At 72.7% G+C, this 23070-nt stretch carries 16 protein-coding genes and 1 pseudogene; 5 read left to right on the top strand and 12 right to left on the bottom strand.

All coding sequences use genetic code 11. The features are described from left to right. Nucleotides 1–28 precede the first annotated feature (28 nt). Nucleotides 29–382 carry a hypothetical protein gene (locus tag AADR41_RS32865; protein ID WP_342285374.1) on the bottom strand — a complete coding sequence of 118 codons (354 nt, stop codon included), beginning with the start codon at nucleotides 380–382 and terminating at the stop codon, nucleotides 29–31. 311 nt (nucleotides 383–693) lie between these two features. On the opposite strand from AADR41_RS32865, the gene AADR41_RS32860 reads away from it, so the two are divergent. Together AADR41_RS32860 and AADR41_RS32855 are read left to right on the top strand one after the other, a co-directional pair. Then, nucleotides 694–1752 carry a C40 family peptidase gene (locus tag AADR41_RS32860; protein ID WP_342285373.1) on the top strand — a complete coding sequence of 353 codons (1059 nt, stop codon included), beginning with the start codon at nucleotides 694–696 and terminating at the stop codon, nucleotides 1750–1752. A gap of 163 nt (nucleotides 1753–1915) precedes the next feature. Beyond that, on the top strand, nucleotides 1916–2677 hold the full coding sequence (locus AADR41_RS32855; protein ID WP_342285372.1) for a GNAT family N-acetyltransferase: 762 nt from the start codon (nucleotides 1916–1918) through the stop codon (nucleotides 2675–2677). A 35-nt stretch (nucleotides 2678–2712) separates the two neighbouring features. Here AADR41_RS32855 and AADR41_RS32850 read toward each other — a convergent pair whose 3' ends face one another. Next, nucleotides 2713–3408, bottom strand: a complete 696-nt coding sequence (locus tag AADR41_RS32850; protein WP_342285371.1) for a response regulator transcription factor — start codon at nucleotides 3406–3408, stop codon at nucleotides 2713–2715. Continuing rightward, nucleotides 3392–4690: a PspC domain-containing protein gene (locus AADR41_RS32845; RefSeq protein ID WP_342285370.1), complete on the bottom strand. Its 1299-nt coding sequence runs from the start codon at nucleotides 4688–4690 to the stop codon at nucleotides 3392–3394. Before AADR41_RS32845 ends, AADR41_RS32850 begins: the two co-directional genes overlap by 17 nt. Before the next feature lie 169 nt (nucleotides 4691–4859). Here AADR41_RS32845 and AADR41_RS32840 point away from each other — a divergent pair, with 169 nt between their 5' ends. Next, the gene (locus AADR41_RS32840; protein WP_342285369.1) at nucleotides 4860–6200 is read left to right on the top strand and encodes a PspC domain-containing protein; all 1341 of its coding nucleotides are present in this window, start codon (nucleotides 4860–4862) and stop codon (nucleotides 6198–6200) included. A gap of 156 nt (nucleotides 6201–6356) precedes the next feature. On the opposite strand, the gene AADR41_RS32835 is transcribed toward AADR41_RS32840, so the two are convergent. The 4 genes from AADR41_RS32835 to guaA form a co-directional block, all read right to left on the bottom strand. Beyond that, nucleotides 6357–6866, bottom strand: a complete 510-nt coding sequence (locus AADR41_RS32835; RefSeq protein WP_342285368.1) for a DoxX family protein — start codon at nucleotides 6864–6866, stop codon at nucleotides 6357–6359. Nucleotides 6867–7019: 153 nt separating this feature from the next. After that, on the bottom strand, nucleotides 7020–8288 hold the full coding sequence (locus AADR41_RS32830) for a hypothetical protein (RefSeq protein ID WP_342285366.1): 1269 nt from the start codon (nucleotides 8286–8288) through the stop codon (nucleotides 7020–7022). Between the two features lie 134 nt (nucleotides 8289–8422). Next, nucleotides 8423–9193 (bottom strand): class II aldolase/adducin family protein, encoded by a 771-nt coding sequence (locus AADR41_RS32825; RefSeq protein ID WP_342285364.1) that lies wholly within the window; start codon nucleotides 9191–9193, stop codon nucleotides 8423–8425. Between the two features lie 288 nt (nucleotides 9194–9481). After that, nucleotides 9482–11077, bottom strand: coding sequence for a glutamine-hydrolyzing GMP synthase (gene guaA / locus AADR41_RS32820; RefSeq protein WP_342285363.1), 1596 nt, complete (start codon nucleotides 11075–11077; stop codon nucleotides 9482–9484). Nucleotides 11078–11429: 352 nt separating this feature from the next. Here guaA and AADR41_RS32815 point away from each other — a divergent pair, with 352 nt between their 5' ends. Then, complete coding sequence (locus AADR41_RS32815; RefSeq protein WP_342285362.1) at nucleotides 11430–11744, top strand: chorismate mutase; 315 nt, start codon at nucleotides 11430–11432, stop codon at nucleotides 11742–11744. A 639-nt stretch (nucleotides 11745–12383) separates the two neighbouring features. Next, on the top strand, nucleotides 12384–13436 hold the full coding sequence (locus AADR41_RS32810; protein ID WP_342285361.1) for a hypothetical protein: 1053 nt from the start codon (nucleotides 12384–12386) through the stop codon (nucleotides 13434–13436). 74 nt (nucleotides 13437–13510) lie between these two features. Here the strand turns inward: AADR41_RS32810 and AADR41_RS32805 are convergent, their stop codons facing one another. From AADR41_RS32805 to AADR41_RS32785, 5 genes and pseudogenes are all read right to left on the bottom strand, one after another. Beyond that, the gene (locus AADR41_RS32805; protein WP_342285360.1) at nucleotides 13511–15346 is read right to left on the bottom strand and encodes a GMC family oxidoreductase; all 1836 of its coding nucleotides are present in this window, start codon (nucleotides 15344–15346) and stop codon (nucleotides 13511–13513) included. Between the two features lie 65 nt (nucleotides 15347–15411). After that, nucleotides 15412–17040 carry a succinic semialdehyde dehydrogenase gene (locus AADR41_RS32800; protein ID WP_342285359.1) on the bottom strand — a complete coding sequence of 543 codons (1629 nt, stop codon included), beginning with the start codon at nucleotides 17038–17040 and terminating at the stop codon, nucleotides 15412–15414. A 149-nt stretch (nucleotides 17041–17189) separates the two neighbouring features. Further along, nucleotides 17190–18854: a serine/threonine-protein kinase gene (locus AADR41_RS32795; RefSeq protein ID WP_342285357.1), complete on the bottom strand. Its 1665-nt coding sequence runs from the start codon at nucleotides 18852–18854 to the stop codon at nucleotides 17190–17192. A gap of 130 nt (nucleotides 18855–18984) precedes the next feature. Further along, nucleotides 18985–22029 (bottom strand): protein kinase, encoded by a 3045-nt coding sequence (locus AADR41_RS32790; RefSeq protein WP_342285356.1) that lies wholly within the window; start codon nucleotides 22027–22029, stop codon nucleotides 18985–18987. A gap of 205 nt (nucleotides 22030–22234) precedes the next feature. Next, nucleotides 22235–23070: pseudogene (locus AADR41_RS32785) on the bottom strand (serine/threonine protein kinase); the annotation flags it as partial.

Genomic DNA, 23070 nt, shown 5'->3' with positions numbered 1-23070 from the left:
GTGCCGGGGCGGCGCGACGCGGGCGGTATCAGGTCCAGAGCGTGGCGATGAAGATGTTGAGGAGCGTCAGTCCGCCCACCGCGGCGAAGGCGCCCTTGTCGGCCTTCTCCTCGTCCCGCTTGATGTAGACCAGTGCGAGGACGACGACCAGGACCAGCAGCTTGACGCCGATCTTGATGTTGTTGACGTGGTTGCCGTCGGCCTCGTTGAGCCCGACCAGTGCGACACCGGTGACCAGCATGGTCAGCGCGCCGTGCAGCATCGCGGGGACGAACCGGGCCGTGCCCGCGCCCATCGCCTTCATCTGGGTCAGGAAACCGCCCAGCAGGGAGGCGATTCCGATGATGTGCAGGGCGACGAAGACATGTATGAGTACGTCCATGAGGCCGCAGCCTAACCCCGGCCATATCACCCCTCGGCAGGCAGGTGTGCCTTCCTGGTCACTTCACTCGCGTCTGTACCAATTGCCTGACTCTGGTGCAATTTTTCCGATCACTCGACGACATTGCCACGCCAAAATCAGGCAATTAGCGTCATTACGACTCCTGCCCGTGCCCCGGGATTAGCGTCGCTGGCAGTCGACCGGCTCACCTCCGCTCCGAAGCGGACGGCGCACCGGCCGCCCCGCCGAGAGTTGTGGCGGGCCCGCCGGTAGCCCCCGGCGGGCAGTCGTCAGGAAGGACGCACGCCCTCGTGGCAGCGCATCGAAAACCCAAGCAGCGCCTGTACACCGGCCCTGCTGCCCGCACCGCGGCGACCCTCGCCCTCACCGGGGCCGCCACCGCCGCCGTACTGCCCGGCCCGGCGCACGCCGATCCGCAGCGCACCCCCGCCCAGGTCAAGGCCGAGGTGGACCGGCTGTACCACGACGCGGAGGTCGCCACCGAGCGGTACAACGGCGCGAAGGAGAAGGCGGACGCCGCCGAGGACGCCCTCGACGACCTGCGCGACGAGGCCGCCCGCAGGACCGAGCGCCTCAACACCGCGCGCGACGACCTGGGTTCGTTCGCCGCGGCGCAGTACCGCGCCGGCGGCCTCTCCACCTCCGTTCAGCTGGCGCTCTCCTCCGACCCGGACCAGTACCTGGAGCGGGCGTCGTACGCGGACCGGATCGGCGACCGCCAGGCCGCCGCGCTCGGCAGGGTCCGGCGGCAGATCGCCCAGATCGCCACGCTGCGCTCGCAGGCCAAGGACGAGCTGGCCGCGCTGACCGCCCGCCGGGCCGAGCTGAAGAAGCACCGGGCGACGATCACCGCCAAGCTCGCCGACGCGCGGCGACTGCTCGACCGGCTGACCCCGCCCGAGCGCACCGCCTACGAGAACACCGACCACGGTTCGGCCACCGGCACGCCCGCCGCCCGCGCCGGCCGGAGCACCGCGCGCGGCGCCGTCCGGGCACCGAACGCCCGCGCCGCCGAGGCCGTCGCCTTCGCGTACGGGGCGCTCGGCAAGCCGTACGTCTGGGGTGCCACCGGCCCCTCCTCGTTCGACTGCTCCGGGCTCACCCAGGCCGCCTGGCGGGCCGCCGGGGTCTCGCTCCCCCGGACCACATACACCCAGATCAACGCCGGCCGGCGCGTCTCGCGCTCCGAACTCGCGCCGGGCGACCTGGTGTTCTTCTACTCCGGCATCAGCCATGTCGGGCTGTACATCGGCAACGGGCAGATGATCCACGCCCCGCGCACCGGATCACCGGTGCGGATCGCGCCGATCGACCAAATGCCCTTCGCCGGGGCCGCCCGGGTGGCATAGGCTCCCGTCTCCGATCCGGTGCGACCCGTCGGACAGACCCGTCGGATCGACCCGTCGCCGGGATCAGCCCGCCGTCGGAACCCGCCATCGGAGCAACCGCCTTCGGGCCGGACCGCGCTCGGACCGGCCCGCCGTCGCCCAACCGGCCGGAGGACAACCCCGTATGCCCATGGACGCCGATGTACAGAACCATGCCCGTACGCTCGCCCTGCGCTCCCCGGACCACCTCCGGGTCGGGCCCTTCACGGTGCGCTACAACCCCGACTGGTCCATCAAGTACGCCAATTACGCGATACCCGACCAGGACGCGGAGCCGACGCCGGCCGACCTCGACGCGCTGGTCGCGGCGTTCCGCGAGCACGACCGGCTGCCCCGGCTGGAGTTCCTGCCCGGCTCGGCGCCCGCGGTCGAACCCGCACTGCTCGCCGCCGGGTTCACCGTGGAGAACCGGGCCCCGGTCATGGCCTGCGCACCGGACGAACTGCTGACACCGAAGCCGGTGGAGTCCCTCACGATCGCCGAACCGGCCACCGACGCGGAGTTCGACGCCGCCGCGCTCGTCCAGCACCACGGCTACGGCGGGACCGGTGAGCCCGAGGGCGGTGAGGCGATCTGGCTGCGCACCGCAGCCGAGGGCGGCGGGGTCGCGGCCCTCGCCACCGTCGACGGCGTACCGGCGGGCGCGGGCGGCTGCTCGGTCCCCGTCGACGGCCTCACCGAACTGGCCGGTCTCGCCGTCGCCGACGCCTACCGCCGCCGCGGCATCGGCGCCGCGCTCTCCGCCCACCTCACCGCGACCGCCTTCGGGCGCGGCTGCCGGGTGGTGTGGCTGGAGCCGGGCGACGCCGATGTGGAGCGGATCTACGCGGGCATCGGCTACCGCAGGATCGGCGAGAAGCTGAACATCTCGCTCGACCCCGCCTGAGAACACCGGCCCGCCGGCTCGGACCGGCGGCCGGCTCAGACCAGCCGTCGCGCGGTGGCCCACCGGGTCAGCTCGTGGCGGTTGGAGAGCTGGAGCTTGCGCAGCACCGCCGAGACGTGCGACTCGACGGTCTTCACCGAGATGAACAGCTGCTTGGCGATCTCCTTGTAGGCGTAGCCGCGGGCGATCAGCCGCAGCACCTCGCGCTCGCGCTGGGTGAGGCGGTCCAGGTCCTCGTCGACCGGCGGCGCGTCCGTGGAGGCGAAGGCGTCGAGGACGAAGCCGGCCAGCCGGGGCGAGAACACCGCGTCGCCGTCCTGGACCCGGAAGACCGAGTCGACCAGGTCGGTGCCGGTGATGGTCTTGGTGACATAGCCCCGGGCGCCGCCGCGGATGACGCCGATGACGTCCTCGGCGGCGTCCGACACGGACAGCGCCAGGAACCGCACCGGGTTCTCGGCGGCCCCCATCAGCGGGGCGCAGCGGCGCAGCACCTCGACGCCGCCCCCGCCGGGCAGGTGCACGTCGAGCAGGACGACCTCGGGGCGGGTCGCCGTGATGACGGTGACCGCCTGGTCGACGTCGGCGGCCTCGCCGACCACCTCGACGCCGGTCTCCTCGGTGCGGCCGATCTCGGCCTGGACGCCGGTGCGGAACATCCGGTGGTCGTCGACGAGCACGACCCGTACCCGGCGCTCCGGGCCCCCGGTCGCCTCAGTGGTCTTGGTCATCGCTCGCCCTCTCCATCTCCAGCTCGACTTCCGTGCCCCCACCGGGCACCGAACGCAGCCGCGCCGTGCCGCCGTTGCGCTGCATCCGGCCGATGATCGATTCTCGTACGCCCATTCTGTCCCCCGGTACGGAGTCCAGGTCGAATCCCGGGCCCCGGTCGCGCACCGAGACGAAGACCGTGCGGCCCTCGACCTCGGCGTAGACCTGCACGGCGCCGCCCTCGCCACCGTACTTGGCGGCGTTGACCATCGCTTCGCGTGCGGCCTGCATCTGTGCGGCCAGCTTCTCGTCCAGCGGGCAGTCGCCCACGACGACCACCTCCAGCGGGACGCCGTGCTTGTCCTCGACCTCGGCGGCGGCGCGCTTGACCGCTTCGGCGAGGGTCGCGGGCTCGTCGTCCTCGTCCTTGCCGGTGCCCTCGGGGTTGTACAGCCAGTTGCGCAGTTCGCGTTCCTGGGCGCGGGCGAGCCTGCGGACCTCGCCGGCGTCCTCCGCGTTGCGCTGGATCAGGGTGAGGGTGTGCAGCACCGAGTCGTGGACGTGGGCGGCCACCTCGGCGCGCTCCTGGGCGCGGATGCGCATCAGGCGTTCCTCGGAGAGGTCCTGGGTCATGCGCACGAGGTAGGGGCCCGCCAGCAGTGCGATGCCGGTGAGGACGGCTATGGCCGCGGTCAGTACGTTCCCGAGCTGGGCGGCGGAGCCGCGTACCACCATGAAGACGGCCAGGCCCAGGCCGACCAGGGCGACCCCGGCGAGCCCCCGGACCAGGTGCAGGACCCGGCGGCGGCTGCCGACCTCCATCCAGCGGGCCCGCCGGGCGTTGTCGGCCTGCCGCCACACCAGTACGGAACCGGCACCGATCAGCAGGGTGGGCCAGATGTAGCGGTTGGCCCCGCTGCCCATGTCGACGTTGCCGACGAAGATCATGGCGCCGAAGACCAGCGCGATCAGGGCGAAGATCTGGCCCCGGTCGGGTTTGCGGAGCCGGCGGCTGCCGTCCGGGGCGGTCTCGAAGACCGAGCGGGGCGGCTCGACGCCGCCGACGCCGAGCGGGACGACGATCCAGAACACGGCGTAGAGCAGCGCGCCGAGTCCGTCCGCGAAGAACAGTCCGAGGAAGACGAACCGCACCCAGACGACGGGCAGCCCGAGATGTCCGGCGAGACCGCGCGCGACGCCGCCCAGCAGCCGTCCGTCGGCGCTGCGGTAGAGCCTGCGCAGCGGCGGCTCCTCCGGGGCGGGGTTGCGGGAGCTGGTGGCTCGGGTCGTGGCGGCTGGCATGCCCCGATCGTCACATGTCCGTACGGGTGACGGCATCAGGGTCGGCCCCCGAATCGACCCTGAGAGCCCGGTACCGGGGTGGGCCCCAGGGGTACGGCCGGCCAATATCAGGGATCGGCCAGGGTCGGCGCGGGTCCCGGACGGGCTCCGGGCCAGTCACCATGGAGCCATGACCGTTCCCCAGGACGCCTCCCCCGGTGTCGCTCCGCCCCCCGAACCGGCTCCGCTGCTGCGGCGCAGTCCGCAGCACAAGGTCGTGGCCGGGGTGTGCGGCGGGCTCGGCCGGTACTGCGACGTCGATCCGGTGATCTTCCGGATCGTGCTCGGTGTGCTGTCCGTGACCGGTGGCATCGGGCTGATCTTCTACGGCTTCGCCTGGCTGCTGGTCCCCGCGGACGGCGAGGAGGAGAACGAGGCGCGCAGGCTGCTGTCCGGCCGGGTGGAGGGGGCGTCGCTGATCGCGGTGCTGCTCGCGCTGATCGGCTGCGGTCTCTTCCTGTCGATGCTGGGCAACGGCGGCACGCTGGCGTTCTCCGCGATGCTCTCGCTCGCGGTCGTCGGGTTCGCCGTGTGGACGCAGGCCCGCAGGACCGCGGCGCCCGAGGACCCGCTGCATCCGGCGACCGCGCAGGCGGTGGCGGACGCGCCCCCCGAGGTGAAGGCGCCGCCGACGCCGGGCAGCCCGTCGTGGTGGCGGGACCCGATCGTCAAGGACGGCACCTCGGGGCCGGTGGGCGCCGGCTATCTGTGGGGTCCGGTCGATGCCGCGCTCCCGGGCCGGACGGAGCGCCCGGCGGGGGCGGCCCCGAACCCGCTGTGCCGCCCGCCCCGGCGGGAGCCCGGTACCAGGGGCCCGACCTCGATCGGCGGTCTGGTCTTCCTGTTCGCGCTGATCGCGGGCGGTCTGGGCACCGGGCTGAGCTGGGAGTCGCAGCCGCTCGGTACGAGTCTGCAGTACGGCCTGGCCGGTGCGCTCGCGGTGTTCGGCCTGGGCATGCTGGTCAGCGCGTTCCTGGGGCGGACCGGGTTCGGCACGGTCATGCTGTCGATGATCACGGCCGTCCTGCTGGCCTGCGCCTCCGCGCTGCCCAAGGACATCTCCACGCAGTGGGTGCGCGAGGGGTGGCGCCCCGCATCGGTGGCCGCCGTCCAGCCGCACTACCAGCTGGGCACCGGGGTGGCCAGGCTGGACCTCACCGGGATCACGGTCCCCCGGGGCGACACCCTCAGGACCGGGGTGGGTGTCGGGGCCGGCCGTGTGGTGGTGGTCGTGCCGAAGGAGGTGACGGTGAAGGTGGACGCGAGGTCGGGGTTCGGCGACATCACACTGCCGGTCAGCCGGCCCGGCGAGGCCCCGGCCGCCGAGGAGCCGGCCGAGGTGGACATCAGAGCGTCGCAGAACGAGCACCGGACGCTGCCGCCGGCCCCGGGCAGCAGACCGGCGGGCACGGTCGAGCTCACTCTCGAAGTCGGTGTCGGACAGGTGGAGGTAACCCGTGCTGCGTCATGAGATCCGTCCGGGACGTGCGGTGGCGGGTGTCGTCATGCTCGCGCTGGCGGCGGGATACGCGGCGGACGCCGCGGGGGTCTGGGACGCCCCGTGGGTCTTCTTCTTCCCGCTGTTCTTCGGCGGCCTCTGGCTGGCCGCCACCGCGACCTGGGTGAATTACCGGATCCGTCGCCGCCGGGACGCCAGGAGGGCGTCCGCGGAGAATGCCGCCGCCCCGCCGAGCAGCAGCGGCAGCCAGGCCATGAGGTAGATCAGGTCGTTGCCGAAGTAGTACGGCGAGACCTGCCAGCTCACGGTCAGCCACAGGCTCAGCGAGATCAGCGCCCCGCCGAGCGCGGCGAGCCGTGCCCACAGCCCGACGAGGGTGCCGAGGCCGACGAGGAGTTCGCCGATGGCGATGGCGTACCCGAAGGCGCCGGGGCTCTTCAGCGCGAGGTCGACGAGGGCCGGGATCGCGGACGAGTCGCGGACCGCGTGCATGGTCTCGCCGATGGAACCGGCGCCGCTCGCCCTGAAGAAGCCGCTGTCCGTGAGCTTGTCGAGCCCGGCGTAGACGAATGTGACGCCGAGGAAGATCCGCAGGGGCAGCAGGGCGTGCTCCCGCGCCAGGTCCCCGAGCCCCTTCGACTCCCCGAGACCGCGTACGTTCATCCCGTATCCCTGCATGTGGCTGCCCCACCTTCCGTAGACCCGTCACCTGACGATACGTAGGCGGGTGCCGGGCTGCTCACCCGGTGGGTCGTCCGGCCGGATTCCGCCGCCCTCCCGCGGGTCACGGGGCCGGGGCGGCCGGGGGTCACAGGGCTCAGGGGCCGGGGATCAGTCCGTCACATCGATCTCGAAGCGGTTCGTCTCCACTCCGGCGGCGGTCACCACCTGCACCTGCACCAGCCCCGGTTCGACCTCGACCGGCACCGGCACGGTCAGCACGCCGTCCGTCGGGTTGGCGAAGCCGCCGGTGACCGGGATCAGCGGCACGTGCACATGGACCCGGCCGATCCGGACGACCAGCCGGGCCAGCCGCTCCGGAGTCCCGGCGCCGGGCGGCACGAAGCCCGCGCCGCGGATCTCGATGTCGTCGCCGGTGCGGACCGGCGCGTCCAGGTCCCCCGCCTCGCGGGCCCGGACCACCGAGAGGATCACCGGGCGCCCGCCCTCCGCGTACTTCCCGGCGAAGTAGGCGAGCGCCGAGACGGTGACCAGCAGCGCCAGGCCCCAGGGCAGGTCCGGCAGCTGCTCGGGCCGGCGGGCGAGGCGGACCGCGGCGAACAGCACGGCGACGGTGCTCACCAGCACGTACTGCACGTCCGTGAAGCTGCCCCGGCCCGAGTCGTCGGTGAGCAGGTCGGCGGCGCGCGGCCGGACGGCCCGCAGCTTCTGGAGCCGCCCGGACAGCGTCCGTACGGTCACCACCCGGCGTACGACGACGGCGACGGCGCAGACCAGCGCGAGCACGGTCACCACCCCGGCGCCCCGGGCCAGGTCCAGCCCCTCGATCAGCTCGTCCCGCTCGGCGTGGCCGGAGGCGCCGGCCAGCTGGAGCGCCAGCACGAGGACGGAGAAGACCGCGAGCAGCACCCAGGAGGCGGCGACCGCCCGGGAGGTGGAGAGCCGGTGGTCCTCGCCGATCAGCGGGGCGAGCAGGCCGCCCCGGGCGCGGTGGACATGGGCGGCACCGGTCAGCAGGCCCGCGGTGACGAGTCCGGCGACCAGCCCGGCCGTGCGGGCGTTGGTCCAGCCCGCGCCGATGGCGGTGGCGGCCTCGCCGATGACCAGCAGGGCGACGGCCGCCCACACCGCGATCAGGGTGCGCCGCCAGACCCGGTAGAGCCAGGCCTCGCCCGCCTCCCGGCCCCGTTCGGCGACGGTCCTGGCGGACTGGGTCAGCTCGTCCGAGACCCACTGGCGGGTCGCCGAGGCGGACTGCGCGACCCCGGGCGGCAGCCCCTGCCCGGCGGCGAGTTCGTCCCGCTTGGTCAGGAACGCGGCCACCGCGCGCCGGTGGCCCTCGCGCGCCCCGTGCGGGCAGTCGCCGCACGTGCAGCCCCCGCCGTGGGTGCTGCCCGCCCTCGCCTCGTCCAACGCCACTGGGAACGCCGCCCTTTCAACCCCCGGTACAGCCAACTCGGCTGTGATTGCTGCGAATTGTGCCGTACAAAGGGGCTCGGGACCGCATCGGGGCGGTCCGCGGGCGCGGATCGCCGAAATGTGCGAAGAAATCGTCAGTACGTGCGGCTGATCCGGCGCCAAAGCGGCTGGTAGTTGATCCAGGCCACCAGGTCGCTGCCCAGCTGTTCGCGGGTGGCGAGCGCGTCCGGGTGCTCGATCGGCACCGGCTTCCCGGCCGCCCGCGCGGCCAGCTGCACCTGGCAGGAGCGCTCCAGGGCGATGAACCACCAGGCGGCCGCGTCCACCGAGTCGCCGACGGTCAGCAGCCCGTGGTTGCGCAGCACGATCGCCTTGTGGCCGCCGAGCGCGGCGGCGATCCGGCGCCCCTCGTCCTCGTCCACGACGACCCCGGTGTAGGCGTCGTACAGCACATGGTCCTCGTAGAAGGCGCAGGATTCCTGGGTGATCGGCTCGATGAGCTCGCCGAGCGCGGACAGGGCCCGCCCGTGCAGGGAGTGGGTGTGGGCGACGGCGACGACGTCCGGGCGGGCCCGGTGAACCTGCGCGTGGACGGCGAACGCCGCCTGGTTGACGTGGTGGCGCCCTTCGACGACCTGGCCCTCGCCGTTGACCAGGATCAGTTCGTCCGGCGCCAGTCCGGCGAACGGGGCCCCGAAGGGGTTGACCCAGAAGCAGTCGGCGAATTCCGGGTCGCGTGCGGTGATGTGGCCGGAGACGCCGTCCTCGTACCCCAGCTCACCGAACAGCCGGAGCGCCCCGGCCAGCCGTTCCTTGCGGTACGCCCGCTCGTCGGCCACGGACTCGTGGACGGGCGGCAGCGCGAAGTGGAGCTGGTCCACGGGTATGGGTGTGGGCTCGGACATGGCGGCTCCTCGGGGCTCCCAGGGCGTACGGGATCGGAAGTTACCGCCGGTTGCCGCAAGTGGCCAGGGGTGCGGGGGCGGCCGGACTCGGGGCCGTCCCCTCGCACGTCGCCTGTCGACGCCGCTGATTGATCGCGGTGAGGTCAAAAGGGAAGGGAACGACCGGCTTCAGCTTGCTGTGGTGGATGCCCGTGGGCGTGTGGGCCTTCGGCGCCGGATCGAGCCCGTACGACGATGCCGCCGCCCAAACGAATGAGCGACGGCATCGGCGTTGACCTTGCGGGAGGGTCACTCCCACTCGATGGTGCCCGGCGGCTTGCTCGTCACGTCGAGCACGACGCGGTTGACGTCGGCCACCTCGTTGGTGATGCGGGTCGAGATCCGGGCGAGGGTCTCGTAGGGCAGGCGCGACCAGTCGGCCGTCATGGCGTCCTCGGAGGAGACCGGGCGCAGGACGATCGGGTGGCCGTAGGTGCGGCCGTCGCCCTGGACGCCGACCGAGCGGACGTCCGCGAGCAGGACCACCGGGCACTGCCAGATGTCACGGTCCAGGCCGGCTGCGGTCAGCTCCTCGCGGGCGATGGCGTCGGCCTCGCGGAGCAGGTCGAGCCGCTCCTTGGTGACCTCGCCGACGATCCGGATGCCGAGGCCGGGGCCGGGGAACGGCTGGCGCTGGACGATCTCCTCCGGCAGACCGAGCTCCTGGCCGACCATCCGGACCTCGTCCTTGAACAGCTGGCGCAGCGGCTCGACGAGCGAGAACTCGATGTCCTCGGGGAGGCCGCCCACGTTGTGGTGCGACTTGATGTTGGCGGTGCCGGTGCCGCCGCCGGACTCGACGACGTCCGGGTAGAGCGTGCCCTGGACGAGGAAGGCGACTTCCTCGCCGTCCGCGGCGCCCTCGGCGACGATCTCGGCCTGGGCCTGCTCGAAGACCCGGATGAACTCGCGGCCGATGATCTTCCGCTTCTGCTCGGGGTCGGAGACCCCGGCCAGCGCGGCCAGGAAGCGCTCCTCGGCGTCGACGACCTTCAGCTGGACTCCGGTGGAGGCCACGAAGTCCTTCTCGACCTGCTCGCTCTCACCCTTGCGCATCAGGCCGTGGTCGACGTACACGCAGGTCAGCTGGGAGCCGATGGCCTTCTGCACGAGGGCCGCGGCGACCGCCGAGTCCACCCCGCCGGACAGGCCGCAGATGGCGCGCTTGGTGCCGACCTGCTCGCGGATCAGCGCGATCTGCTCCTCGACCACATTGGTCGTGGTCCAGGTCGGCTCGATGCCGGCGCCCCGGTAGAGGAAGTGTTCCAGGACCTGCTGGCCGTGCGTGGAGTGCAGGACCTCGGGGTGGTACTGGACGCCGTAGAGCTTCTTCTCGTCGTTCTCGAAGGCGGCGACCGGTACGACGTCGGTGGACGCGGTGACGGTGAAACCCTCGGGGGCGGCGGAGCAGGCGTCGCCGTGCGACATCCAGACCGACTGCTCGGCGGGGGTGCCCTCGAAGAGCGTGGAGCCGGTCTTGGAGACGGTGAGCGGGGTACGGCCGTACTCACGGGCACCGTTGTCGTCGACGGTGCCGCCGAGCGTGGTGGCCATCAGCTGGAAGCCGTAGCACATGCCGAAGACCGGGACCCCGGCCTCGAACAGCGCACGGTCGAGGGACGGGGCGCCCTCGGCGTACACCGAGGAGGGGCCGCCGGACAGGATGATCGCCCGGGGGTTCTTGGCCAGCATCTCGGCCACCGGCATGGTGGACGGGACGATCTCGCTGTAGACCCGGGCCTCACGGACGCGTCGGGCGATGAGCTGGGCGTACTGCGCGCCGAAGTCGACAACGAGGACCACGTCGGTGGTGGTGTCGGGGGCGGCGGGGGGTGCTGCTGGCACGGGCGGCCTTCCGGCGGTGAAGGGGGGTCTGTTTTGTCGATTCTACCGGGGTTGCGGAGTCCGCCGTCGTCCCGCCCGTACGGGGGTGCGGGGACCGCCGTCCCCGGATACGGCGTCTCAGCATCCGGTCGCCGTGTTGGTCCGCCCGCGGCGGCCGGGCCATACTGGTTCCATGCTTCAGCACACGACCTTCGTCTTTACCTATGGCATCCGGCCCGCTGGCTGCCATGGTCGTGCTGCTTGATCCCACCGACAAGCAACGTTCCAGGCGCCCCGGGCCGAAAGGCCCGGGGCGCCTTGGCGTTACGGACCGGTCGGCCTCGGGGACCACACACCACGAGGAGTCACCATCATGACCAGCACAGCCCCCGCGAAGAGCACCGGGAAGACGGCCGCCGAGAAGACCGGCGCGCACACCGAGGAGGCCGCCGCGCTGATCGACGACGCGCGGGCCCGGATCGACACCCTCGACGACCGGATCATCGGGCTCGTCCAGGAGCGGATGGCCGTCTCGGCGGTCGTCCAGGAGGCCCGGATCACCTCCGGCGGCCGCCGGATCAGCCTCTCCCGCGAGATGGAGATCCTCGGCTCGTACCGGGACGCGCTCGGCAGGCCCGGCACCTCCCTCGCCATGACGCTGCTGGAGCTGTGCCGCGGCCGGGCGTGACACCCCGGGGGCCGGGGGTACCCCGGCGTATCCCAGTTCGGGCCGACTCTCACCCGTACGGCGCGTGACCGGGTCCGGCACGGCTTCGTTGGTCCCGGTGTCCGTGCCAGCCAGGGGCGGCTCCGGAAAGAAACCACGCGTGGCTCCGCTGGTGCGTGTGGCGTACCTCAGGTACGCCGTGGGACCGCGCCCCGGCGTGCGTGACCGGTCGGCAGGGGACAGCAGCCCGGTCACTCCAGGAAACGGCCGGCTCCGGGGACGCCCGGGGCCGGCCGTTTCCGTCGGGATCCGGGGGGATCCGGGTGGATCCGGCCGGGATCCGGGTGGAGTCCCTGTGGAGTCCGGTCGGATCCAGGCGGAGCCCGGTCGAAGCGGCCCGCGCGACGCGGGCCGTGTCCCGGCCCGGACGTGACGAGGGCCCCGCCGGCCGGCTCCCGGTCCGCGGGGCCCTTTCCCGTGTTCCGGACCGCCCTCCGGGTGAGGGGCGTCACATAAATGTTCCGTGAGCATCCGGACAACCATTGCGGCAGACCGCAGGTCAACCATGCGGAACCACCGGCCCCGGTCGTGCTGCCGCGCGACGGGCCCGTCCCGAAACCCGTATCGCCCATCGCGGTGCGCCGGACTCCTGAGGTCGCCATGAAGCTTCGCCGAACCCTGGCGCTCGCCGCCGCCGCGGCAGTCATGACCCCTGCCGCGGTCCTGGCCGCCCCCGCCGCGTTCGCCATGACGACGGACGGGACCGCTGCCGCCGACACCACCGCCCCGCCCTCGCCGAGCGGCTCCGGAACGCCGGAGACCGAGCCGGCCCCGGCCGCCTCCGAGTCCGCGTCCACGCCTGCCGAGGACCCCGCCGGGGAGACCGGCGAGCCCGGTCCGGCCGAGACTCCGGGGGATGCCGAGAGCCCCGGGGATGCGGAGAGCTCCGCTCCCGCGCCGGACGAGAACCCCGGAGCGGCCCCCGGCGGCCCGGCGAGCGCCTCGGCGTCCGCGTCCGCCTCCCCGTCGGAGTCCGAGGACCCGGAGGAGCCGGCGCAGTGCGCCGAGTCCGACCTGGACGTCTCCGTGGTCGGCCTGCCCGGACGGATCGCCCGGGGCAGCGGCTGGCACACGTTCAAGATGAACGTCTACAACTCCTCGAAGTCCGCCGTGAAGGAGGTCGACTACTTCGCGGGCGCCTCCTCCGACGAGGAGGGCAACGAGCTCTTCCGCTCGAAGCGGGTCGGCCTCCAGGCCCTCGACCCGGAGACCGGCACATGGGTGGAGCTCAGCGAGGACGGCCGCGCCGTCGGTTACGTCGGCCGGTCCGACGAGATCCCCGCGGGCTACGAGGTCGACATCCCGCTGCGCATCAATGTGCGGCCGACCGCCCCCGTCGGCGCCGGCTTCACGCTCGGTGCCGGTCTCTACGTGGGCGACAAGGACTGCGCCGGCGTCAGCGACATCGCGTACAGGTTCAAGATCGTGAAGTCCGGCGACAGCGGCTCGACGCCGCAGACCGGTGGCAGCGCCCCGGTCCCGGCCGCGAAGCCGGCCGACAACCCGGCGGGCAGGGTCGTGGGCAGTCTCGCGGAGACCGGTTCGTCCTTTGCGCTCCCGGTGTTCGCCACCGCGGGCGGCGCGGCCTTGGTGCTCGGCGCGGGCGCGATGTTCATCGTGCGGCGCCGCAGGGACGGTGCTGCCGGCGCATGACGCGTCCGGCTCGCCGTGACATGGAGGGGCTGCACTCGGAGGGGGGTGCAGCCCCTTTCTGCCGTCCCGATCGGCTAGGACTCCCGCGGCTTCTTCGGCGGGACGGCCGGCATCCCGAGGAACGGCAGCTTCAGCGCGCCGAACGCCTCCTTCGGCACGGCCGGTGACCGCGGCTCGACCGCGGCCAGCCGCTCGTACGCCTCGCTCTGCGCCGGACGCGGGTCCGCCTCGCCCTTGTTGGGCCACAGCGACATGGCGCGCTCGGCCTGTGCGGTGATGGTGAGCGACGGGTTGACGCCGAGGTTCGCGGAGACCGCCGAACCGTCGACCACCGAGATGCCGGGGTGTCCGTAGAGCCGGTGGTACGGGTCGATCACCCCGTCGTCGGCGGTGGCACCGATGGGGCAGCCGCCCAGGAAGTGCGCGGTGAGCGGGGTGCCCATCAGCTCGCCCACGTTCGAACCGGCGAAGCCGTTGATCTCCTCGGCGAGCAGTGTGGCGCTGCGCGTCGCCGCCTCGATCTGGGTCGGGTTGGGCGCGCCGTGCCCCTGCCGGGCGGTGAGCAGCCCCTTCCCCACGCCGCCCGGCTTGCGGTACGTCGTCAGGGAGTTGTCGAGCGACTGCATGACCAGCCCGATGATGGTCCGCTCCGACCAGCGGCGGTTGGAGAGCGACCGGGCCGCGAGCGTGGGGTGCTTGACCAGTTCGAGCAGCCACCTGCGCACCCGGTGCGCGCCGTACGGCACCTGGAGGACGGTCAGCGCGCCCATCGAGTTGGAGCCCTTGCCGTACCGGACCGGTTCGATGTGGGTGTTCTCGTCCGGGTGGATCGAGGAGGTGATGGCGACGCCCCGGGTGAAGTCGGCCCGCGCGGTCCCGTGCTTCTTCCGGTAGCGCCGGTCACTGGTCTGCGAGCCGACCAGGCCCTCGGAGTTGGTACGGGTCAGCTCACCGAGCCGGGACGAGATCCGGGGCAGCAGGCCGGTGTCCTTCATCCGGTGCAGCAGTGTCTGGGTGCCGTACGTGCCCGCGGCGACGACGACCTCGCGGGCGGTGAACGTGCGGCCCCTGCCCTTCTTCCGGTTGTCGGTGGGCAGGGTCTTGACCGCGTAGCCGCCCCGGGAGTCCTCGGTGACCGCGACGACCGAGGTCATCGGGTGGACGACCGCGCCCGCCTTCTGAGCGAGGTGGAGGTAGTTCTCGTTGAGGGTGTTCTTCGCGCCGTGGCGGCAGCCGGTCATACATTCGCCGCACTCGGTGCAGGCCTTGCGGGAGGGCCCCGCCCCGCCGAAGAACGGGTCCGGCACCTCGCCGCCCGGCCGGGCCTTCGCCGTGCCGTCGCCGTCCTCGCCGTCCCCGAAGAAGACGCCGACCGGCGCCATGTGGAACGTGTCGCCTATGCCCATGGCCTGCGCGGTCGCCTTCAGGTGGACGTCCGACGGGGTCATGGTCGGGTTCAGCCGGACCCCCAGCATCCGCTTGGCCTGGTCGTAGTACGGGCCCAGCTCCTCGCGCCAGTCGGTGATGTCCTTCCACTGCGGGTCGTCGAAGAACGGCGCGAGCGGCTCGTACAGGGTGTTGGCGTAGTTCAGCGAACCGCCGCCGACGCCCGCGCCCGCCAGCACCATGACGTTGCCCAGCAGGTGAATGCGCTGGATGCCGTACAGACCGAGCGTCGGGGCCCACAGGAAGTTCTTCAGGTCCCAGGAGTTCCTGGGCAGTTCGGACCGGGTGAAGCGGCGGCCCGCCTCCAGCACCCCGACCCGGTACCCCTTCTCGGTCAGCCGCAGCGCCGACACCGCACCGCCGAAGCCCGAGCCGACCACGAGTACGTCGTAGTCGTAGGCGGCGTCGTCTTCGGTCCTCTCCGGGGCAACGGGCCGATTCTGGGCAGGGCTGTCCTGGGACATGGCTCTCCTCGGTGCGAAACGGGCGGAAAGTGCTGCGGTACCGGGAGGTGCCGCGGTACCCGGTGTCAGCGCAGGCGGAACGCCTTCATCGCCTTGAGGCTGACGCTCATGAACGCCGCGTACTTCTCGTCGTCCATCCCGAAGGACGGGGCGAGCGGGATCAGCCGCTGCTGGGCGACGGTCTGTGCCTCGGTGTACTTGAGGATGCCCTCGGAGCCGTGCCGGCGGCCGAGACCGGAGTCCTTCATGCCGCCCATCGGGGACTGCACGCTGCCGTACGCGGGGGCGTACCCCTCGTTGATGTTGACCGTGCCGGTGCGCAGCCGGGCGGCGACCCGGTGGCCGCGCCTGGAGTCCTTGGTCCAGACGCTGGAGTTCAGGCCGTACGGGGTGGCGTTGGCGAGGTCCACGACCTCGTCCTCGTCGGTGAAGCGGTAGACGGAGACGACCGGGCCGAAGGTCTCCTCGCCGCACACCGCCATCGGTGCCTCGACGCCGTCGAGGATGGTCGGCTCGTAGAACAGCGGGCCGATGTCGGGTCGGGCGACGCCGCCCGCGACGAGCCTGGCGCCCTTCTCGACGGCCTCCGCGACGTGCCGGGTGACGGTCTCCAGCTGGCGCTCGCCGACCAGGGAGCCCATGTCGGCGCCGTAGGCGAGCGAGTTGCCGAGCCGCATGGCCTTCGTACGGGCCGCGAAACGGGCCACGAAGTCGTCGGCGATCGACTCGTGGACGTACAGCCGCTCGATGGAGATGCAGAGCTGGCCGGCGGAGGAGAAGCAGGCGCGGACGGCGCCCGCGGCGGCCTTCTCCACGTCGGCGTCCTTCAGGACCAGCATGGCGTTCTTGCCGCCGAGCTCCAGCGAGACGCCGACGAGCCGGGCCGCCGCGCCCTGCGCGACCTCGCGGCCGGTGCGGGTGGAGCCGGTGAACGAGACGTAGTCGGCGTGCTTGACGACCTCGGGGCCGACGACCGGGCCCTCGCCGAGGACGATCTGGAAGACCTCGGCGGGCAGTCCGGCCTCGATCAGCAGGTCACGGGCCCACAGCGCGGTCAGCGCGGTCTCCGTGTCGGGCTTCATCACGACGGCGTTGCCGGAGACGAACGCGGGCAGCGCGTCGCCCACGGACAGCTCGAACGGGTAGTTCCACGGCGCGATCTGGCCGATGACGCCGCGCGGCTGGCGCAGCTCGGTGACCTTGGTGAGGGTCGGCACGACCCCGGTGTGCCGCTTCGGCTTCAGGTACGCGCCGGCCCTGCGCCCGTAGTGGCGGGCCGCGACGGCGACGGCCTGCACCTCCTCGTGGGCGTGCAGCCGGGCCTTGCCGGTCTCCAGCTGGATGAGGTCGAGCACCTCGGCCTGGCGGCTGAGCACCAGGTCGTGGAAGCGGAGCAGTACGGCGGCCCTGGCGCGGACGGGGGTCGCGGCCCAGGCGGGCTGGGCGGCGCGGGCCCGCTCGAAGGCGCCCGCCACGTCCTCGGGGGTGGACTCCGGCAGGTCGGCCAGTTTCTCCCCGGTGAAGGGGGTGTGGTTGGCCGTACGGCCCGAGCCGGCCACGCCCCGGGTCAGCTGGGCGACCACCTCGGGTGTCACCACATCGGCGGCGGTGCGTACGCCCGCGGGGGCGGCGGCCACCGGGTTGGTGCCGACCGGGGCTGCGGGGGTGGATGTGGAGGCCTGCGAGTCCGTCATGAGGGCGAGAGTACGTCCAGCCGCACACTTTGGGTACCCGTGGGTAACGGGTTTTCACAGTCCCCACAAACGAGCCAGCGATCACTGGCAACAAAGCCCCTGATCAGGAGCCCTGTCGTCCCGGCGGGGTCCGGCAGGGCCCGGCCGGCTCAGCCTGAGCTGTCCGGCGGACGCCATCCGCGCAGCATCGTGTCGAACTGCGCCCGGGTCGTGTCCCAGTCCTCCGCCGGGCCCGTCATGTACAGCGCGTACTCGGGACCGCCCTCCTCGCCGAAGTACATCTGGTCGATGGCGTGGCGCGGGCCCGGATGGTCCTTGGTCTCGGTCCAGGTGAACTCCCAGAGCGAACCCGGCCGGTCCCGGTACGTGTTGGAGTGCAGGGTCTTGCGCTCGTAGCCGGGCAGCCGTTTGGCGAGCTGGGGCTCCAGGCTCGTCACCATGTGCATGTACGGGTTCTCGAAGTCGGGCGCCGGGTCGATGCTGATCCGGATGTAGTGCACACCGTTGTCCGGGGTGTAGTCGATCTGGTTGCCGTCCGCCCGGCGCTCCCAGCCCTCGGGCACGGTCAGGCTGAAGCCCTCGGGGTCGTCCACCCGCTTCCAGCCGTCGGGCACGTCCTTCACCGGCTTGTCGGGCTTGGCCGAGGGCGAGGTGGACTTGGAGGTGGAGGTGGGGGGCTTCTCGGGGGCGACGCCCGCGTGGGTGCTCTTGCCGCCGCCCCGGGTGGTGCCCTCCGACCCGTCCCCCAGCTTCATCGCGGCGAGTCCCGCGCCGCCGCCGACCAGCGCCGCGGCCGCGATGACCAGGACCACGGTGCGCCAGCGGCTGCGGCTGCGCCGGGGCGCCGGGGCAGGTGCGGGGGGCACCGGGTGGGGCAGTTGGGTGGTTCCGGGCGCGGCGGGGCCGTCCGGGCCCAGCGAGCGCAGGACCTCGTCGGGAACGCTCTGCGTCGGCACGAACGCCTGGGCGGCCACGGGCGCGCGGCCCTCCATGGCGTCCAGCAGCATCCGTTCCGTCTCCGCGGCCGACGGGCGCTCGTCCGGCTCCTTGCGGAGCAGCGCGGTGATGACGGGCGCCAGCGGGCCCGCCCGTCCGGGCGGCGGGGGCTCGTCGGCGACGACGGCCTGCATGGTGGAGATCGGGGACGTGCGGCGGAACGGCGAGCGGCCCTCGACCGCGGTGTAGAGCGTCGCGCCGAGCGACCACAGGTCGGAGGCCGGTCCCGGGTCGCCGCCGCGCACCCGCTCGGGCGCCAGGTAGTCGATGGAGCCGACCAGTTCACCGGTCCTGGTGATGGTCGAGTCGCCCTCGATGGCCGCGATCCCGAAGTCGGTGAGCAGTACCTGGCCGTCCTTGGCGAGGAGCACGTTGCCGGGCTTCACGTCACGGTGCAGGACCCCCGCCCCGTGGGCGGCGCGCAGGGCGCTCAGCACGTGGAGGCCGATCCTGGCGGCCTCGCGCGGCTCGATCTCGCCGGATTCCTTGGCGGCGTCGGCGAGGGAGGGGCCGTCGACGTACTGCATGACGATCCAGGGCCGGTTGTCGTACTCGATCACGTCGTGCACGGTGACCACACCCGGGTGGGTGATCCGGGCGGCCGCGCGGGCCTCCTTCTGTGTGCGGGCGTGCAGCACGATCCGGTCCGCCTCCGCGACGTACAGACCGGCGGTCAACTCCTTGACCGCGACCGTGCGGTGCAGCACCTCGTCGTGGGCGCGCCAGACCTTGCCCATGCCGCCGCGACCGAGAACCTCGCCCAGCCGGTACCTGCCGGCCAGCACCAGTCCCGCGTCCGTGCCCTGTGATCGATCCACGTATCCCCGCCCCGTTCCTCAGGTGCCAGATTACGGAGGGGATGCACGGCCACGGAACCTCGCACCGCCCACGAGACCGCACTGTGATGCTTGTCGCTCCGGCTTCGCCCGGGAGTTGTACGGAGAGGGTTCAGTGCGTCACGCGATAGGAGGCGACGGCCTGTTCGTAGATGTCCGACACCTTGTCGCGCCGGTTCTCCGGGCCGATGACCTGGATGACGTGGTAGCGGCCCGCGACGATCATCACCAGATTGCGGGCGTACACCTCGCGTCCCGACGCGTCCTGCCAGGTGAACTGCCCCTCCGCCATGGCCTGTCGTCCGACGTCGATCCGGCGCAGCCCGCTCGACCCCGACCAGCTGGAGTCGCGGAACTGCTGCAACTCCAGCTCCTTGCCCGCCTGGTAGGCCAGCGGGTCGTCGCCGTTGGCCTTGACGGTGTCGCGGCCCGGGACGATCAGCAGGCTGAAGCCGTCGCTGCCGTAGCGGATCTGACGGTCCGCGTTGGCGGGGCTGCGCTGCCAGCCCTTGGCCACCCCGACTTCGAAGCCCTCCTGGTCCTTGCGCAGGGTGTAGCCGGGGGCGAGCGCGACCGCGGAGCGGCTGGTCTGCGGCTGCTGGGAGGTGGGCGACCCGGAGGAGTCCTGACCGCCGGAGTCCCCCGTGCCGGGGTCCGGCGAGCCGGAGACCGAGGACGCCGGGCCGGTGGAGCCGCTGCCCGGTTCGTCGTCCGACCCGGGCATGAACATCACGGCGTACGCGACGGCCGCGGCGAGGGCCAGCAGGATCAGCACCAGGAGCAGCCGTCCGAGCCGCCGCGGCGCCCGTCCCCCGCCCTCATGGGGGCGGGGCGGGGTGCGCAGCACCTTGGGGCCCTTGGGCTCACGCGGCGGCCTGGGGGGCCGCTCCGCCCTGGGCCGGTCGAACCTGTCCGGCCCGTCGAGCGCGCCCGGCCTGTCGAACCCGTCCTGCCGGCCGTACCCGTCCTGCCGGTCGAATCCGTCCTGCCGGTCGGGGGCGGTCCGCGGGTCGGGCCTGTCCTGACGGCCGGACCTGCCCTGCCGGTCGGGCTTGTTCTTGGTGTGGCGGTGGCGGCCGTGGGTCGCGTTGCGCCCGCGGCGCCTGCGGACCAGCTCGCCGCGGCGGCGCACGATGGGGAGCCGGGCGGTGTCGGCGGACGGCAGGGGTACGACGTCCAGACCGGCCTCGGGCTCGGGCGCCGAGCGCACCAGGGAGCGCAGCCAGCCGCTCAGCTCCTCGAAGTCCGGGCGCTCGGTGGGGTCCTGACGCAGCAGGGACTCGACGACGGGGCGCAGCGGACCGCACTCCTCGGCGAAGGCGGGCGGCTCCCCGCACACCATCTGGACGAGCTCGGCCGCGTTCTCCTCGGGGTAGGGGGCGTGGCCCTGGACGGCGCGGTAGAGCAGCGCACCCAGCGCCCAGAGGTCGGTGGCGGGTCCGATCGGCGGCGCCAGCCGCCAGTTCTCGTGGACGGGGCCGGCCTGCTCGGGCGCCCAGCGCTCGGTGACCGCGCCGACCACGGCGATCCGGGTCTGCCGGGCGCGCTCGGCGGCCAGCGGGGTGGCGGGGCCCCGGTAGACGGAGTCCGTACGGCCGCTCCCGGCCACCTCGTCCCAGCTGCCCGGCTGCTGCGGCGGGGCCGTCCGGTGCGCGGGCAGTGCCGGGGAGTCGCCGTGGCGCCGGGCGTCGGCGCGCAGGGCGTCCTCGCCGGAGCCCCCGGCGGGAACGGGGCGGCCGGAGCCGGGGCCGTCGCTCCAGGAACCGGTGAGATGCAGCCGCCGCGGGGGCGGGTAGCCGTCCTCGTCGTCGCCTTCGTCGATGTCGTGGGGGCCGGGTGCGTACGGGTCGTCGGCGTACCGGTCCTTGCCGTACGGGTCGTCGGTGGCGCGGCGCCGGGAGGCGGCGGGCCCCGGACGGCTGTGGTCCGGGTCCGACGGGCCGGCCGCGCCGGCCGGGTCCGGCAGACCTGTGTCCTGCGGCCGTGCGGAGCGCTGGACCGGCAGGCTTCCGGTGTCCTGGACGTCGCCCGCCTCGGCGCGCCGCCGGTCCTCGCTGACGCGTGCGGCGGCTCGGGCGCCCTCGCGGTAGGCAACGATCGCTCCGGCGCGCCCGGCCCGCGACTGCGCGGCATCTCCCGTGCCGCCGCGGGGGGCGTCGTCGTCGGCGCGGTCGTTCTCGTCGTACGGATCACCGTCACCGTACGGATCACCGTCACCATGCGGGTCGTCGCCGTACGAGGCGTCACCATGCGGGTCGTCGCCGTGCAGGTCGTCGCCGTACGAGGCGTCGTCATCGGTGGGCGGGGCGCCGGCCGGCCGGCCCGTCTCGATGGCCGCCGGGCCGCGTGAGGCCGGGACCTCGGACGGAAGAGGAGGAAGGGACGGAAGAGGTGGCGCGAACACGCCCGCGGAGCCCGTGCCGAGCGCCGGCCGGTCGAACCCGGCCTCGTGCCCGCCGTCCTCGTACCCGTGGTCACGCTCGATCTCGTACCCGCCGCGGCCCTCGTATCCGGCCTCGTATCCGTCCTCGTATCGGTCCTCGTCCTCGTCCTCGTCCCCGTCGAGCCGTGGTGTCGTCACATAGCCGCAGAGCGCCTCCTCGGCCGCCCCGGCCGCCAGGCCGGTCAGCACGACGCGGCCGTCGTCGCAGATCAGCACCGTGCGGACGGTGATGTTGCGATGGGTCCAGCCGTGGGCGTGCAGCACTCGCAGCGCGGTCAGCACGTCGGAGCCGATCTCGGCGGCCCGGAAGGGGTTGAGCGGGCGTTCCGCGAGCAGGGAGGCGAGCGGGCGGGCCGCGACGAGTTCGCTCACGATCCAGAGCGATCCCGCCTCGGCGAACACGTCGAAGACCTGGTCGAGCCTGGGGTGGTCGGGCACCTGGGCCGCCGCCTGCGCCGCTTCCACGGCGCGCCGGACCGCCGGGTCGGCGGGCATCCGCACGGCCCGTCCGGTGGCCCGCCGGAACTCCGGGGCCGGATCCTCGGCGTCGAGCACCTCGGCGTCCACCACCTCGGGCAACGGCACCTGCCGGACCAGGACTTCCTGTCCGCTATAGGTGTCGAACGCCCGGGTCTCGACCGTTTCGTACGCATCGTCCGAGGGCAGCGGAAGGCGGTAGCGGTCGGCAAGTACCCGACCCGCATAGTCGTCCACGACGCCTCCCCAGAGCGCGCTGTCCCCCCGGCCATGAAAGACCGCACCGATCCGTCAATTGCGGTCACTTACCGTGCAATTGACCCACCGTTCCGGCTGCGTAAGGTCTTCAGGCTCTCACGATACGTGGCGAGCGCCGGCCACGCGGCCGGGTCGGCGCATCCCGGCCCTTTCCGCCCACGGATCGGGAGGCGCGCCGGAACATTCAGTCGATGGGCTTGAAGGTGTCGAACGCGGTCTTGCGCATCGCCCGGCACTCCGCACTGTCCCACTCGTCGGCCTTGCAGCTGATCATGATCGCGTAGCCGTGCTTGCCGTCGACCTTGAAGCCCCGGTTGATCACCCGGACCCGCTGGCCGTGCTGGGTGCGCTCGAACTGCCAGTCGGCGACGGTCGGGTAGCCCTTGTACTGAACCTTGTCGATGCCGAGATGGCGGTAGCCGTTGCTGCTGGCCGCGACGGCGGCCTTCGCCGTGTTCCAGGCCGCGGCGGCGTCACCACCGGGCGAATCGGTGTAGTCGACCTGGATGCGGGGGAAGCCGCCGCTGACGTTGTAGATGGCGCCGGAGTTGTTGCCCGCCGGCTGGTCGAAGCGGAACTTCTCGGGCATGACCATCGAGAAGTGGAATCGCTTGTTCGTGACCAGCTTGAATCCGGCGGGCAGGGTGTCCTTTGGCTTGTCGCCCTTCGAACCGTCCGACTCCTTGTCGGTCTTGTCCTTGCCCTTGCCCTCGTCCTGTCCCTGGCCCTGGCCCTGGCTGCCGTTCTGGTCCTGGTCCTTGCCCTTGCCGCTGCCGTTGCCGTTGCCGCTGTCGGTGTCCGCGGAGCCGCCGGTCGCCGTCGAGGAACCGGCCGAGGTGGACTTGTCGCCGTTGCCGCCGCCCTTGCCCGGGTCGTTCTCGTCGCCTCCGCCGAGCGTGAGCGCGAGGACCGTGCCCAGCACGGCGAGCACGATCACGGCCGCGATGATCGCCAGGGTGCGGCGTGGCACCACGTCCGTGATGGACGCGCGGGGCGGGGTGGCCGGGGACGTGGCCGGGC

The organism is Streptomyces sp. CLV115 (genome assembly GCF_038448545.1).
In the GTDB taxonomy this organism is placed as follows: domain Bacteria; phylum Actinomycetota; class Actinomycetes; order Streptomycetales; family Streptomycetaceae; genus Streptomyces; species Streptomyces sanglieri.
Note: the sequence above shows the minus strand (reverse complement) of the source record. Positions and strands in the feature narration are given on the sequence as shown.

Excerpts from the sequence above, each read along its gene's own strand:
- AADR41_RS32865 (WP_342285374.1), bottom strand. The coding sequence starts at position 382 with ATGGACGTACTCATACATGTCTTCGTCGCCCTGCACATCATCGGAATC.
- AADR41_RS32855 (WP_342285372.1), top strand. The coding sequence starts at position 1,916 with ATGCCCATGGACGCCGATGTACAGAACCATGCCCGTACGCTCGCCCTG.
- AADR41_RS32850 (WP_342285371.1), bottom strand. The coding sequence starts at position 3,408 with ATGACCAAGACCACTGAGGCGACCGGGGGCCCGGAGCGCCGGGTACGG.
- AADR41_RS32845 (WP_342285370.1), bottom strand. The coding sequence starts at position 4,690 with ATGCCAGCCGCCACGACCCGAGCCACCAGCTCCCGCAACCCCGCCCCG.
- AADR41_RS32840 (WP_342285369.1), top strand. The coding sequence starts at position 4,860 with ATGACCGTTCCCCAGGACGCCTCCCCCGGTGTCGCTCCGCCCCCCGAA.
- AADR41_RS32835 (WP_342285368.1), bottom strand. The coding sequence starts at position 6,866 with ATGCAGGGATACGGGATGAACGTACGCGGTCTCGGGGAGTCGAAGGGG.
- AADR41_RS32825 (WP_342285364.1), bottom strand. The coding sequence starts at position 9,193 with ATGTCCGAGCCCACACCCATACCCGTGGACCAGCTCCACTTCGCGCTG.
- AADR41_RS32815 (WP_342285362.1), top strand. The coding sequence starts at position 11,430 with ATGACCAGCACAGCCCCCGCGAAGAGCACCGGGAAGACGGCCGCCGAG.
- AADR41_RS32810 (WP_342285361.1), top strand. The coding sequence starts at position 12,384 with ATGAAGCTTCGCCGAACCCTGGCGCTCGCCGCCGCCGCGGCAGTCATG.
- AADR41_RS32805 (WP_342285360.1), bottom strand. The coding sequence starts at position 15,346 with ATGTCCCAGGACAGCCCTGCCCAGAATCGGCCCGTTGCCCCGGAGAGG.
- AADR41_RS32800 (WP_342285359.1), bottom strand. The coding sequence starts at position 17,040 with ATGACGGACTCGCAGGCCTCCACATCCACCCCCGCAGCCCCGGTCGGC.